Origin of the sequence: Bacillus pumilus (assembly GCF_003431975.1) — a bacterium.
GTDB lineage: Bacteria > Bacillota > Bacilli > Bacillales > Bacillaceae > Bacillus > Bacillus pumilus_N.
Genome location: NZ_CP027116.1, coordinates 617,215 through 630,451 on the forward strand (window position 1 = coordinate 617,215; position 13,237 = coordinate 630,451).

The following is a 13,237-nucleotide window of genomic DNA, read 5'->3' on the forward strand; positions in this document are numbered from 1 at the left end:
AAATTCAGTCTGTCAGCCTTCAAAATTTAAATTCACTGGTTCATCCTCTAAATGATCCACAGTATTTTGTTCTGTCACTGGCACACTTTCATCTACAATTTTAAAACTAAGTTCGTCCATCCAAATTTGACCTGGACCTTGTAGTAATATGCCAAACGCAATGACTTCACTTTTTACTGGAACATCTAGTACTACACTAAAATGATTCCATCCATTTGTTCCTGTAATAGGACGGTTCATCATATTGTCAAACGCTAGAATTTCACCTGAAGAGTGGTCAATCCTCATCCATAAACCAGCTGAGCCTTTCACATCTTCGCTTTTAACAAAAGCAGAAAATTGAAGCCGTTCTCCTCGGTAACGCTCAGATTTAATTTGCTGCATCAATGTTGCGAAACCTCCAGCTTTTTTATCTTTTGATTTTAAATAAGCGGAGTTAGTCCCACTGTGTACAATTTTGTTATCCAAACCTGTTTCATAGTCAGATGGGGTATCCCCCGCCATAATCCATCCAGTAGGTGTGTTCTGATGATCAGCCATATTTGTTTCCTCCTCATTAATTACATTCCTTAATAATTTCCGATAACGTGCGGGTGACATGTCATATATCTTCTTAAAAGCTCTAGTGAAGGATTCCTGTGAACTAAATCGATACTGCAATGCGATGTCAATCGCCCGTTGGTCTGTATGAATTAAATCCTTCGCCGCTTGGGTCATCCTTCGTACCCGTATATAATCAACCACTGACTTCTTCATCACTTTTTTGAACATACGGTGAAAGTGAAACCTAGAATAACCAGCGTGTTTCGCTAGAGTTTGAAGCGGTAAATCGTCTTTCAGATGCTGTTCAATATAATTTAATGTTTCTTGAATCGTTCTCTCATGTTCTTGATAGGACAACCGAGCACCTCCTTACCTTACGAGTTTAGTATAGCGGAAATACTCTTTAGGAAACTTGACTTTTTGTGCTATGTTGTAATATCAGAGAACAGAGACAGAAATACAAGCTTTTTAAGAAAAAATAAGTGAGAGGCTATTAAAAAATAAACAATTAGCACAAATGATCAAAAAAAAGAGGAGGGAAGTAATAAAATAAAAGGTAGAGGGGGGAGAAACAATGGATTACTATGAGAGAATACAGCATTCAATTGAGTTTATTGAGGAGAACCTCCAAAACAATATAAGTATAAAGGATATTTCCTCAAAATCCTGCTTTTCAGCGTTTCATTTTCAGCGTTTGTTTCAAGCCATTACAGGTTTTTCTGTGCAAGAGTATATCAGAAATAGAAGGCTTTCTGAAGCTGCTAGGTTACTTAAAGAAACAAAGCAGAACATTTTACACATAGCGATTGCTTTCCAGTATGGTTCTCAAGAAGCGTTTACTCGTGCTTTTTTACAATTCTTTGGGGTGACACCAGGCAGGTTTAGAAAAGAGGAAATGGTGTTAAAGCAACAAAACAAAATGGATTTTTTAGCGTACCAATCTAAGCTAGACAGTGAATTCAATATGGATAAACCTGTCATGACTCAATTAAGCAATTTTTATATCATTGGTTACGAGTATCAAACTAATCTTCAAAATGAGGAATATTTCACCGACATTCCTTTGTTTTATATGGATTTTGGAAAAAAGGAATATTATCAACAGATTCCAAAGAAAATAGCACCTCATATGGCTTATGGTGTATCTACTTCTTTTCAAGATGATGGCCGTTTTTCGTTTGTGGTAGGGGAAGAAGTGGAGGATTTCGATATAGAATTAAATGAAGGGTTTGTAAAAATAGTGATTCCTGAGGGGAAGTATGCAGAATTTAAAGTGAGTGGATCTCATGAAATGGTGCAAAACACTAGGAGATATATCTATGGTAGCTGGCTTCCAAATTCTAATTATGAAAGAACGAGTGGACCAGATTTTGAAATAACAGATGTCTTACATTCGAATGGACCAAACGATATCAAAATGAGAATCTATATTCCTATTGAGGAATAAACAAAGGGGATCAAAAGATGAAAATAGAAGATCTTTTTGGAACTTTTCCTGTATTAGCTTCAAAGAATCTATTGTTAAAAAAGGTGGAAGAGCATCATTTGCGAGAGTTATTTTCAATTTACGACAATGACACAGTCTTTCAGTATTGTGGAATCATCCCCAAACATAACCTCCAAACGGTAAAAAAGATGATCGGTCATTTTGAACGAGATTATACGAAGAAAAGCAGAGTGAAATGGGGAATCTTTCAAAAAGATAATCCTCATACGCTAGTTGGCATCATTGAAACAATGGATCTCAATCAAAAGGTGAATGCGGTGACGATTGGCTATTTCTTGGCGGAGGAACATTGGGGCAAGGGCATCGCAACAGAAGCTGTCTCTACACTTGTGACCTTTCTGTTTGAAGAGATTGATATCAATAGAATTCAAGCGGAGGTTATGCCGGCAAATGAGGTATCAAAAAAAGTCCTATTGAAAAATGGTTTTATTAAAGAAGGACTGCTTAGACAAGCTGTTTTATGGTCCGGCAAAGGAGTTGTTGATTTAGAAATATACAGCATGCTGAAACAGGATTACATGAATGAATAAGCACGAAAACATGATGCTGATATGACGTTTAGGATATCAGCTTTTTGTTATGAGCTAATTTTTCTGTATTTGGAACTTCTTTTAGAAAATAAAAAAGCGAACATTGAGCTCGCTCATTATGGTTTATTTCGATTCGTTGGAAAATCGAATTTGCATATTTTTCAATCCAGTATAAAATGTAAATTGTTTTCAGATATTTTTTGATGATCGATTTGCCTTGCTCTTAATTTCTATCTCCTGTTCATCCTTCTACCAGTTCCGAATGTGTATGGACGATGATTCCCTTTTTTTATTCTTAATCTTCTCCACAACACCACCGCAAGAACAAGCAAGATGACACATTGAATTGAAAGCAAAAGCATTTGCATCGCCATAGGCGTTTGTCCATTTGTCATTTGATCCACGATATTATGCACCGTGTGCCATATGATGACCCATTGCAGGCTGCCAGTAAGCGCCACGATTTCAGCTGCAACGAATCCAAATAAAAAGGCGAATAAGATTTGTGCCACTGTTAATGTGAGGCTTTTTCCGCTTAGTAGATTAGCAGAATGAAAGAAAACAGCAGTAGAAGTACTGCCTTTGAAATGATTGTCATTGGTCTCATCGTTGATTCCCCCTCTAACGTTAGAGTAGTGGAATCAAGCAGACGTCACAATTAAATCTTCCTAACATGTCAATATCTAGCCCTAAGATGCACTTTAAGAGGTTGTTCGTTTCTTTCGCTGCTGTAAAAGTTCGTTGATTTCCTCAGCAGTTGCTTGATCTTTTTTATACAATAGGTACTTCATTAAAAAGAATAATGCCATGACCACAAGGAAATTCACGATGAACGAAAGGAGGCTGATTTCAGCGCTGACGATGATGATGGTGGTCATAATCATACACATCACAAGGACGATATATAGAATTTGTTGAAAAAGAATCCGTTTATGACTGTACGTTTGTTTTGGGTATAGCAAGAAGGTCAGGGCGCTTGAAAAAAAGGAACTGAACATGATGGCTTGTAAAATATAGATGGCATTGTTCCAAACATGAAACAGTAAATCAATACGAGTGCAGTAAAGATCATACAAAATGTGATCAAAAGATTTGTGATATAACGTTTCATCCTGTTCACTTCCTCCGTAACCCAAGCTTCTCTTTTAATGGTTGAATATAAAAACGTGAAATCATCACCCTTTCCTCATTTGTAAGCTTTGCTTCAAAACGACCGCTTGTTTTAGGAGAAATAGCGGCAATAGAATCTATATTCAGAATCATCGATTTTGAAATCCTGACATAATCGTGCGCTTCAAGCAGTTCTTCAAGTTCAAACAACTTTTCCTTTAAGAGAAACACCCCGTATACAAAAACGATTTTTTATCAAAGCTTTCTATATATAAAATGTCGTGATAATAGACCTTTTTCATTCTTTCTTTCGTGGGTTCTTGTGCTAAGAAATAAGGGGCTGTTTGCTCCACTTGCTGGACAAGCTTTTCAATCGTCGAATTGAGCTCATAAATGTGAAAAGAAACATATTCTACTTGTGGCTTTTGAATGAAATGGATATCTGTTTTCATTTATTTTATTCGTAATCCCGCTTCAAAATTGAATACATATACACATCATCAAACCCATGTTGACCAAGATCATACTCTCTCAATAAACCCTCTCGTACAAAATCAACATTCTCCAATAATTGAACAGAGGACGTATTAGCTGGATCAATAATCGCTTCAATCCGGTTCAGGTTCATCTCCTGAAATCCATATCGTAACACCGCAGCAATTGCTTCCTTCATGATGCCTTTTCTCCAATGATCGTGGTGTAATTCATAGCCAATTTCGGTGCGGTAGTGCTGTTTTTCCAAGTTAAGAAAGCCGCAGCTGCCAATGATGGTTGGGTTGTCTTTTAAAGAAATGCCCCAGCGGATGCCTGTTTGTTCTTTGAAGATATTGTCATACCACTTGATTTCTCCTTTTGTGTCTTCGATGGTTTCATGTGCATCAATGCCCATGTAGCGGCACACGGTTTCATTAGATAAATAGATGTGCATATCCTTAGCATCTTCGATCGTTGCTTGTTTTAAGATTAGTCTTTTGGTATGTATTGTTGGAAATGATTGCGGAAAGGTCATTTTGTTCATGTGTTTATCCTCCATGTGATGTCTTTTGTTCTGTACATGCCTTACAATAAAAAACCCCTTCATTCCTCAGCCAAGCCTTCACCTCTGTCATTCCTTTTCTCTTTGGATAGACCAGCTTAACGTACACTTCTTCGTTTCCTTCTATCTTTTTTTGACAGCTAGCACATGCGGGTTCTTCGAATCGAAACAATCGACATACTCCTTTTTGTAGATATTTCTTCCATTATATCAAAAGTTCAATACGATCTTTGCGGCCTATTCTTCACTTTCTCTATTTTTATCCGACATATGCTAAGTAAAAGAAATTTGCGTTTGTTGAAACCGTTTGTGAGAAACCTTGCTCTAACAGATGTAGGAGGTGTGAATGAGATGAAGCATGTGCGTCTAATTAAAAAAGCACAAAAAGGGAATGTCCCGGCATTTGAGAAATTAATGCTGATGTATCAGGAGCGTTTATATAAAACGGCTTTTCTCTACACAAGAAATAAAGAGGATTCGTTAGATGCTGTTCAGGAGACGGTATTTAAAGCGTTTAAGCATCTATCTGGCTTGAAAGAACCAGCTTATTTTTCTAGCTGGCTGACGCGGATTTTGATTCATATAATTTTTGCGATGAAGAAAAAGCAGCAAGATGTTGTTCCGTTTGATCAGCAGCACGAAAGCGTTGAGCGGAATGATTTTCTGGAAGACAAGCTAGATTTAAAACATGCACTTGATGTGTTAGACGAGCAATACCAGATTGTGATTCAGCTATTTTATTTTCAAGATTATTCGATTTCGATGATTTCTAAACAGATGGGGATGCCTGAAGGAACGATTAAAACTCATTTGTATCGTGCAAGAAAGTTATTAAAGCAAACGTTGGAAGAGGAGGAGAGTGTCGATGGAACGAAAAGAAATGAAAAAGCTTTATGATGAGATTGAAGTACCAAAGGTTGAAGTAACTTCTGCAATTCGCCAAGCAATAGGAGATGTGAAAGCGGAAAAGAAAAGACGTTGGTTCACATGGAATTGGAGAACGCCAATATATTCTGTCATCATACTAATCGTTCTTTATTTTTCATCAGGCTTCCTTTTTCCTTCTCTTAATACAGCAATGGCACGTGTCCCGATTATTGGACAGTTTTATATGATGTTTCACGATAAAGTAGGAATGTCTCTTTTTCAGAGTGATTTGGTGAAGCATGTCAATGAGGGGGCTGAATCAAGAGGGGTTACTGTGAAAGTAAACAGTGTGTACTATGATGCCGGGCGGCTTGTTTATACGTTTACTGTGGAGAATTTCCATACAAAAGAAGATGTTGTATCGTTCAGAGTGAATCCAGAAAAAATCGATGGAAACTTTCAACTGAATTTTGACAAAACAGAGTTAAAAAAATTAAAAGATGGCCGCTATGTTGGGCAGACGGAAGTCTATACAAATGGACAAACGATCAAGCAAGGTCAACAAGTACCGCTTGTTATTTCGAAGATTGGGGATATTGTAGGAAATTGGCGCTTCAAGTTACCTGTGGTCAAGCAAAAAACCACTTTATTAGCGGGACAAAAAGACGTGTCTATTTTAAACGGCCGTTATCAAATAAGAAATGTAAAGGTAGAAAATGGAGTGAATGGCTCTGCTATTCAATATGCCATTGATTACAATGGTTTTGCCAAAGATGATAGAGTTAGTATTGATGGAATGAAAGATAATTTAGGGAATGAGTATGAGCTTGAGATTGGAATCGTTTTAAGAAAAAAACAACTAACTTCTGACAAAACTAGAAAAGATCATTTGACGATTTTGAATCAGCCGATTAATCCAAAGGCGACTGAATTGACATTTTACACGAATGTGAGAAACGAACGAGAATACAGCCACATTATTCCTCTTCAGACAAAGCTGCCTGTTCAGTTCAAAACAAAACACCATGGCATCGGAATCAAAATCAATAAGATAGAACAAAAAGACCGTTCTGTGATTGTTGATTATCAATTTACTGGAGTAGATCAAAAAGAATTAGATCAGGATGTGATGGAGAATATAGGTGAATTCATTGGATTAGGCGATGTTGAAAAGATGAAATCATGGCCCGATCCACAAGCAGACTATGAAAGCGGATATTACTTGAAGGGGAACTATGCGAAGATGACGAATTTAAAGACAGCTTCCATGCAATCCACCTTTGAATTTGATAATAAGAATTTAGAGACTTTATCATTAAACCATTTTTCTTTTAAAGATTATGGGCTTTATCTTGATTTATCAGAACTGAATATGTTGGCACCACACAAAGATATACCTGTAACCATTCCAGTCAAAAAAGAAACATCAAAAGCTAGTCAATAAATAAAAGAGCGAACATGATTACACATGTTCGCTTTTTGTCTGCTTTTGGACCAGCCGATTACGATGGAACGAGTACCGAATCAACATGAATGAGGCAAAACTGGCTAAACCGCCAATCCAGCTTAAGTTCGTGACATTTGTATATTGTATAATCACACCGCCCATTGATGATCCGAGCATCATGCCGATGTTCATAATCGCTGTATTAAAGCTCAGCACGGTTTCTGATGCTTGGGGTTTTAGGGAGATCAGATAAAATTGCTTCGCTGGTGTTGTTGTCCAAGTAGCGATGCCCCATATGGCAAGCGTGATCAAGACGCTAATTGTAGAGAATTGAGTAAAGAATAGGGCAAAGAGTGCGAACATCTGGATCATGATGCTGATCGAGATGGTTCGGTTTGGCCCCCATTGATCAACGGCGAAGCCGCCAAATCGTGAGCCTATAAAAGCAGCGATTCCTAAAATGAGTAAGGCGATACTTGTCATTTCAAGAGAGAAGCCAGCGGTCTGTCGTAATAAAGGTGAGATATAAGCGAATACCATTGTGTAGCCTAAGATCCAAAATACGGTCGTGGCTAATCCGCTGATCACCCTGCTATCTTGAAGAAGGTGTAATTGCTGCTTCAATGGCAGATGTGAATGTCCCTCCATACGTGGCAGTAATTGATAAAGCAATAATAAAAGACAAGCAGTACCTAGCGCAATGATGAGAAAAATATAGTGCCAATCCACATGACCTGATAGAAATGTGCCAATAGGGACACCAAGTACGAGTGATACGGTAAAACCAGTAATGACCGTTGCCATTGCGCTTCCCTTTTTTTCTGGAGGGGCGATCTGCGCTGCATAATTCGTGGCGACGACAATATATAAGCCGCCACTCATCGCCATGATAACTCGGGATAGCAGGAGCAGCACAAAGTGATGGCTAAAAAAGGCGACCACATTGCCTAAAATAAACACAAAAATCGCTGATAACAGAACCTTTTTTCGGTTCAATTTCGATGTTGCCATCACTAAAAAGAGAGCACCTACTGCATAAAAGAGAGAGTAAACGGTGATGAGCTGTCCGGCAGCAGGAATGGAGATGTGTAAATCAACAGCAATGATATCTAGAATGCCTGACACGACGAATTCTGACGTGCCTGTGACAAATGAACCGACAGCTAAAAGAATGATCAATAGCTGATGAGATGTGTTTTTCATTTTGAACCCTTCCTTCATGTTGATACGTTGTCTTTAGTTTAAATTCCGTGCTAACATAAGTAAAATTGATGTTTTTCATGAAGGAGATGAGTAAATACTCATGAGCTTTGTTCGCTTTGATATTATCGCAAAAATTGTGGAGCTTGGCAGTTTTACAGCAGCAGCTGAAGCATTAAATATGACGCAGTCCGCTGTCAGTCATGCAGTGGCGAATTTAGAGTCAGAGTGGGGTGTGTCCTTATTCATTCGTGATCGAAAAAAGGGCATTATGCTGACGGACATTGGTCAAACGCTTCTCCCGCATATTAGAGAAGTGTTAAATAGGGTGGAGAAGATCCAGCAGGAAATTGCGTTAACGAAAAATATTGAAACGGGCTTGATTCGTATCGGGACATTTGCCAGTGCCTCGGCTTGTTTACTGCCTAAGCTGCTTGTGAGCTATCAGAAAAAACATCCAAAAATCGAATTTAAATTTTATGAGGGAACGTATGAAGAAATATTGGAGTGGCTGAACTCTGGCATCATTGATGTTGGTTTTGTTGTGAAAGGCCATGCAGATGAAGCCTTTGACTTGCTGCCGCTGATCAAAGATGAGATGGTGGTCGCCTATCATCCAAATCATCGATTTCATCAGAAGTCCATTGTAGATATTACAGATTTGGCAGATGAACCATTTATTATGCCGACTGGCATGTATCAATCACATGTAGAGGATATTTTTTCTGAGGCGCAATTGAAGCCAGCTACTTTATTTGAAGTACATGATTGCACGACCATTGCCCGTATGGTGGGGGAAGGACTTGGTGTCACGATAGGCCCTGAGCTGTTTTTAAAAACGCAGCAGCTTGTGCACATTCGTGAGCTGAATGTCTCTCATCATCGTGAGGTTGCGCTTGCCTGTCCGTCTCTCTCCCAAGCTTCTCCGGCAGTGAAAGAGTTTTTCCGTGTAGCCGAGGCGGTTTTTGCAAAAGAGAAGGATTTGGAGAAGGGTGTATAAAGAACTAGATGCGATTTTCCAAATTCGTGTAATAAGACGAATGAAGCGGACATTTCTTTGAAAAATGTTCGCTTTTCGTATTGTTTTTTAAAAATGAAGTTGGTACAATAGACACAGAAATCAAATAGATAGAAGTCGTATAATAGCGGGGATATGGCCCGCAAGTTTCTACCAAGCTACCGTAAATAGCTTGACTACGTCAATTCACACTCGTTTGATATAAATCATGCATTGTTCTTGTTTTATGTCACCGTCTGAATTCACATATGTAGTCAAGCGTCCCAAAACTGTTGGGGCGTTTTTTATTTGACTTGTGAATGGGGCAGACTAAAGCAAAAGGACATGAAGGGAGTCAGTTGGCTTGAAACAGTTTTTTCAATTTGATGAGTTAGAAACGAATTACCGCAGAGAAATCATCGGTGGTTTAACCACATTTTTGTCGATGGCTTACATTTTGTTTGTCAATCCGATCACACTTGCTTTAGTGTCGGTACCGGATTTTCCAGATAAATTACGAATTGATCAGGGCGCTGTCTTTACTGCGACGGCGTTAGCCTCTGCCGCAGGGTGTATTCTGATGGGGGTGATTGCCAGGTATCCGATTGCGATTGCTCCAGGTATGGGCTTGAATGCCTTTTTCGCTTTTTCGGTTGTTCTTGGCATGGGCATCACATGGGAAGCAGCGCTTTCTGGTGTGTTTGTTTCAGGATTAATTTTCGTTGCTCTTTCTTTAACAGGTTTCCGTGAAAAAATCATCAATGCCATTCCAGCTGAGCTGAAGCTGGCGGTTGGTGCAGGTATTGGTCTATTCATTACGTTTGTCGGTCTGCAAGGCTCTGGCATTATTGCCAATAACGATAATACGCTCGTTTCGATTGGAAACATTCATAGTGGCCCTGTCTTATTAACGGTGTTTGGTATCGTGGTGACTGTCATTTTAATGGTTCTTCGAGTGAATGCAGGTGTCTTCATTGGGATGCTTGTGACAGCTATAGCAGGAATGATTGTTGGTCTTGTCCCAGTACCGACGCAAATTGTGGACAGTATTCCAAGCTTATCTCCAACCTTTGGACAAGCGCTGATTCATTTGCCAGACATCTTCTCGATTCAAATGCTTGTCGTGATTTTAACGTTCTTATTCGTTGGGTTCTTTGATACAGCAGGAACGCTTGTGGCTGTTGCCACCCAAGCTGGTTTAATGAAAAATAATGAGCTGCCGCGTGCAGGAAGAGCACTTCTAGCGGATTCATCTTCAATCGTTGTAGGTTCTGTTCTTGGAACATCGACGACAACGTCTTATGTTGAATCGAGCTCAGGTGTTGCTGCTGGTGCTCGTTCAGGATTTGCAGCTGTCGTGACAGGTATTTTCTTCTTGCTTGCGATGTTCTTCTCGCCGCTATTATCAATCGTTACATCGAATGTGACAGCGCCTGCTTTAATCATTGTCGGTGCACTGATGGTCGCTCCGCTTGCGAAGATTGCCTGGGATCGTTTTGAAATTGCCGTACCAGCGTTCTTAACGATGATTATGATGCCACTCACATACAGTATTGCAACGGGGATTGCGGTTGGCTTTATTTTCTACCCGATTACGATGATCTTTAAAGGAAAAGCCAAAGAAGTACATCCGATTATGTACGGGTTGTTTGTGATCTTTATTCTTTACTTTGCTTTCTTAAATCATTAATGGTTCACCTGAAACAGCAGCTCATGGAAGCTGCTGTTTTTTTGTTTTGCCCTAATTTTCTTGCCATTTTAAAACCTCTGCTGCCTTTTATCCGTCTATTCGTATGAACGTCAAGGCAACTTGACTGAACAGAGAGACTCCGCTACTTTAAGAGGAGTCATCCGACAGGTCATTCGTATGAGCCTGTAAGGATTGTGCTGGATAGGAGTTGATATGAGATGTTAGAAAAAGATAAAGAGCAAAGTACATCAGACTTAAAAAATGAAGAGCCATCAATAGATCAAGAAACGAGGCAATCCCGTCTTAGCAGAAGCGCCGCAAAACGTGGAAGAACGTCGAAAGCAAAAGCAGTGGATGATGAGCGTTCTACCATTCAGCGTATGCTACAAGGGGTAGGAGGCGCGTTTAAGCGCTATGGCTCATATGGGCTTGCGATGTTGAAATCGCCGAGCCAGGCCATCAATCAGGCGGAAACATTACGGATGAAGTACGCCTGGATTTCGATTGTGTTATTCAGCGTGTTTTTTGCTTTAGGCAACTTTGTTCAATTAAAGGCGTCAAAGACCCGTTTATTAGGCTTTGGCATTCATTATTCTTTTGGTGACGCCTTTTTGAGGATAGCGGTCTTTACACTCATTCTGCTCACATTGATGATGCTCACCGTTTGGTTACTTGGAAAGTACATGCTAAAAGGAAACATATCATTAAAAGAAGTGATCATGAAATTTGGCGCCGCACTTGTGCCAGTTTTGGTTTTATCCATCCTTTGGCTTGTATTTGCCATGCTGAATATTCCTTATGTGACGGTCATTTTATCTGTGATGATGTTTTTCGGTTTCCAGTTGATTGCAGTCGTCCTTTTTCGCTCGGTTCAATCAGAGCATGAAGCGATGCGCGGAGATTTGATGTATGCAGGCTGGGTCTTTTTATTGGTGGAGCTTATCATCATTGCACTGCTTTGGAGCATTGTCGGAGAGTATTTGATTCCTTCACTTGTGCCCGTCCGGTTTGGATAAAACACACTGAAACCCCCCTTTTTCAAAAAAGGGGGGTTTCATGTTGAGAAGAGGAAAAAACGGGTAAACTCTTGGTAACAAAGACCACCCTTATTGTCGAAAGATATATGTGTTTTTCTCGCGCAAATTTGATTGTATCAAGGTATGTTCTCTAGTAGAATATGGGGTGCTTTATTTGATTTTTAGTGCAGGGGGTTCGAATCGTGCTTCAACAACTTTTATCCAATGCGTTCACCATGGTTTTGATCATTTTAGTGATTAATATTGTCTACGTTTCTTTTTCCACCATGCGTTTGATTTTAACGATGAAAGGCAGACGGTATGCAGCTGCTTTTGCTGGGACGATTGAAATGCTCATTTATGTGATCGGGTTAAGTATCGTACTTGATAACTTAGACCAAATCCAAAATGTCATTGCGTATGCGCTTGGTTATGGGATGGGGATCATTGTCGGGATGAAAATTGAAGAGAAGCTGGCACTTGGCTACACAACTGTTAACGTGATCACAAAAGAATTAGATGTCGATCTTCCAAGACAACTGAGAGAAAAAGGATATGGTGTCACCAGCTGGGTAGCAGGCGGTCTTGAAGGAGACCGAACAGCATTGCAAATTTTAACACCGAGAAAATATGAACTGCAATTATATGAAACGATTAAAACCATTGATTCAAAGGCGTTTATCATTTCATATGAGCCCAAATCGATTCACGGCGGTTTCTGGGTGAAGGCTGTGAAGAAAAGGAGAATTAAAGAATGACCGCAAAACCAAAGAAGAAAAAATTTTATGTGGAAGACAACATGACGATTGATCAAGTGTTGTCCCAGATGGCAGCGGAAGGCTACTCGCCTGTCCGACGAATGGAGGAGCCGATTTTTCAAGAAAAGAAGGAAAATGGGTCGATTCAGATCATTCCGGTTGGGAAAAAAATCGTATTTGAAGGAAAAATAGTCTAAACCCGAACATTAAAACAACGACTTCGTAGATTGTTCGATAAATCCGTTGACATCATGAACATCCGTTGTTAAGATAAACATGAAATCAAAACACGAGCCTCATATAATCTTGGGAATATGGCCCATAAGTTTCTACCCAGTTACCGTAAATGACTGGACTATGCAGGATAGTGAACAAAACTGACATGGCAATTCAAAAGCGAACAGCGCTTACCATGGCCCGGTTTGTGTTGCTTCCTAACAATGCAATGCAAATCGGGCCTTTTTGTTCGGCGTTTGACAAGCTACTTAGGTTTGGGGAGCGTGTCAAACGATACAAAATCGAATAATAGCTTAAAG

The 13,237-nt window shown here is 39.5% G+C and carries 16 protein-coding genes and 2 riboswitches; of the genes, 9 read left to right on the forward strand and 7 right to left on the reverse strand.

Annotated features, from left to right (window positions below; genetic code table 11):
• Positions 1-12: 12 nt before the first annotated feature.
• Entirely contained in the window at positions 13-900 is an 888-nt protein-coding gene (locus tag C5695_RS03075; protein ID WP_117729072.1) for a helix-turn-helix domain-containing protein, read from the reverse strand.
• Positions 901-1,117: 217 nt separating this feature from the next.
• Between C5695_RS03075 and C5695_RS03080 the strand changes: the two genes are divergently transcribed.
• Entirely contained in the window at positions 1,118-1,990 is an 873-nt protein-coding gene (locus tag C5695_RS03080) for an AraC family transcriptional regulator (RefSeq protein ID WP_117729074.1), read from the forward strand.
• A 17-nt stretch (positions 1,991-2,007) separates the two neighbouring features.
• The gene (locus tag C5695_RS03085; protein ID WP_117729076.1) at positions 2,008-2,580 is read left to right on the forward strand and encodes a GNAT family N-acetyltransferase; all 573 of its coding nucleotides are present in this window, start codon (positions 2,008-2,010) and stop codon (positions 2,578-2,580) included.
• A 230-nt stretch (positions 2,581-2,810) separates the two neighbouring features.
• On the opposite strand, the gene C5695_RS03090 is transcribed toward C5695_RS03085, so the two are convergent.
• The 5 genes from C5695_RS03090 to C5695_RS03110 all read right to left on the reverse strand — a co-directional run bounded on the left by C5695_RS03090 (position 2,811) and on the right by C5695_RS03110 (position 4,898).
• Positions 2,811-3,194, reverse strand: coding sequence for a CPBP family intramembrane glutamic endopeptidase (locus C5695_RS03090; RefSeq protein ID WP_336470385.1), 384 nt, complete (start codon positions 3,192-3,194; stop codon positions 2,811-2,813).
• Between the two features lie 87 nt (positions 3,195-3,281).
• The gene (locus tag C5695_RS03095; RefSeq protein WP_233230794.1) at positions 3,282-3,716 is read right to left on the reverse strand and encodes a hypothetical protein; all 435 of its coding nucleotides are present in this window, start codon (positions 3,714-3,716) and stop codon (positions 3,282-3,284) included.
• Complete coding sequence (locus C5695_RS20360) at positions 3,697-3,900, reverse strand: LytTR family DNA-binding domain-containing protein (protein ID WP_233230795.1); 204 nt, start codon at positions 3,898-3,900, stop codon at positions 3,697-3,699. Before C5695_RS20360 ends, C5695_RS03095 begins: the two co-directional genes overlap by 20 nt.
• 247 nt (positions 3,901-4,147) lie before the next feature.
• Positions 4,148-4,708 carry a GNAT family N-acetyltransferase gene (locus C5695_RS03105; RefSeq protein ID WP_117729079.1) on the reverse strand — a complete coding sequence of 187 codons (561 nt, stop codon included), beginning with the start codon at positions 4,706-4,708 and terminating at the stop codon, positions 4,148-4,150.
• A 4-nt stretch (positions 4,709-4,712) separates the two neighbouring features.
• The gene (locus C5695_RS03110) at positions 4,713-4,898 is read right to left on the reverse strand and encodes a Fe3+ hydroxamate ABC transporter substrate-binding protein (RefSeq protein ID WP_117729081.1); all 186 of its coding nucleotides are present in this window, start codon (positions 4,896-4,898) and stop codon (positions 4,713-4,715) included.
• A 179-nt stretch (positions 4,899-5,077) separates the two neighbouring features.
• Between C5695_RS03110 and C5695_RS03115 the strand changes: the two genes are divergently transcribed.
• Both C5695_RS03115 and C5695_RS03120 read left to right on the forward strand, forming a co-directional pair.
• Entirely contained in the window at positions 5,078-5,623 is a 546-nt protein-coding gene (locus C5695_RS03115) for a sigma-70 family RNA polymerase sigma factor (protein WP_117729083.1), read from the forward strand.
• Positions 5,592-7,037, forward strand: coding sequence for a DUF4179 domain-containing protein (locus tag C5695_RS03120; protein ID WP_117729085.1), 1,446 nt, complete (start codon positions 5,592-5,594; stop codon positions 7,035-7,037). Before C5695_RS03115 ends, C5695_RS03120 begins: the two co-directional genes overlap by 32 nt.
• Positions 7,038-7,055: 18 nt before the next feature.
• Here C5695_RS03120 and C5695_RS03125 read toward each other — a convergent pair whose 3' ends face one another.
• Positions 7,056-8,243 (reverse strand): MFS transporter, encoded by a 1,188-nt coding sequence (locus tag C5695_RS03125; RefSeq protein WP_117729087.1) that lies wholly within the window; start codon positions 8,241-8,243, stop codon positions 7,056-7,058.
• 100 nt (positions 8,244-8,343) lie between these two features.
• Between C5695_RS03125 and C5695_RS03130 the strand changes: the two genes are divergently transcribed.
• The 5 genes from C5695_RS03130 to C5695_RS03150 all read left to right on the forward strand — a co-directional run bounded on the left by C5695_RS03130 (position 8,344) and on the right by C5695_RS03150 (position 12,898).
• On the forward strand, positions 8,344-9,240 hold the full coding sequence (locus C5695_RS03130; RefSeq protein WP_117729089.1) for a LysR family transcriptional regulator: 897 nt from the start codon (positions 8,344-8,346) through the stop codon (positions 9,238-9,240).
• A gap of 115 nt (positions 9,241-9,355) precedes the next feature.
• Positions 9,356-9,457, forward strand: a riboswitch (purine riboswitch).
• A gap of 144 nt (positions 9,458-9,601) precedes the next feature.
• On the forward strand, positions 9,602-10,927 hold the full coding sequence (locus C5695_RS03135) for an NCS2 family permease (RefSeq protein ID WP_117729091.1): 1,326 nt from the start codon (positions 9,602-9,604) through the stop codon (positions 10,925-10,927).
• Positions 10,928-11,145: 218 nt separating this feature from the next.
• Positions 11,146-11,943 (forward strand): hypothetical protein, encoded by a 798-nt coding sequence (locus C5695_RS03140; RefSeq protein WP_117729093.1) that lies wholly within the window; start codon positions 11,146-11,148, stop codon positions 11,941-11,943.
• 203 nt (positions 11,944-12,146) lie between these two features.
• Positions 12,147-12,701, forward strand: coding sequence for a DUF2179 domain-containing protein (locus tag C5695_RS03145; RefSeq protein WP_117729096.1), 555 nt, complete (start codon positions 12,147-12,149; stop codon positions 12,699-12,701).
• Positions 12,698-12,898 carry an NETI motif-containing protein gene (locus tag C5695_RS03150; protein ID WP_117729098.1) on the forward strand — a complete coding sequence of 67 codons (201 nt, stop codon included), beginning with the start codon at positions 12,698-12,700 and terminating at the stop codon, positions 12,896-12,898. Before C5695_RS03145 ends, C5695_RS03150 begins: the two co-directional genes overlap by 4 nt.
• A gap of 79 nt (positions 12,899-12,977) precedes the next feature.
• A riboswitch (purine riboswitch) is annotated at positions 12,978-13,079 on the forward strand.
• Positions 13,080-13,237 lie beyond the last annotated feature (158 nt).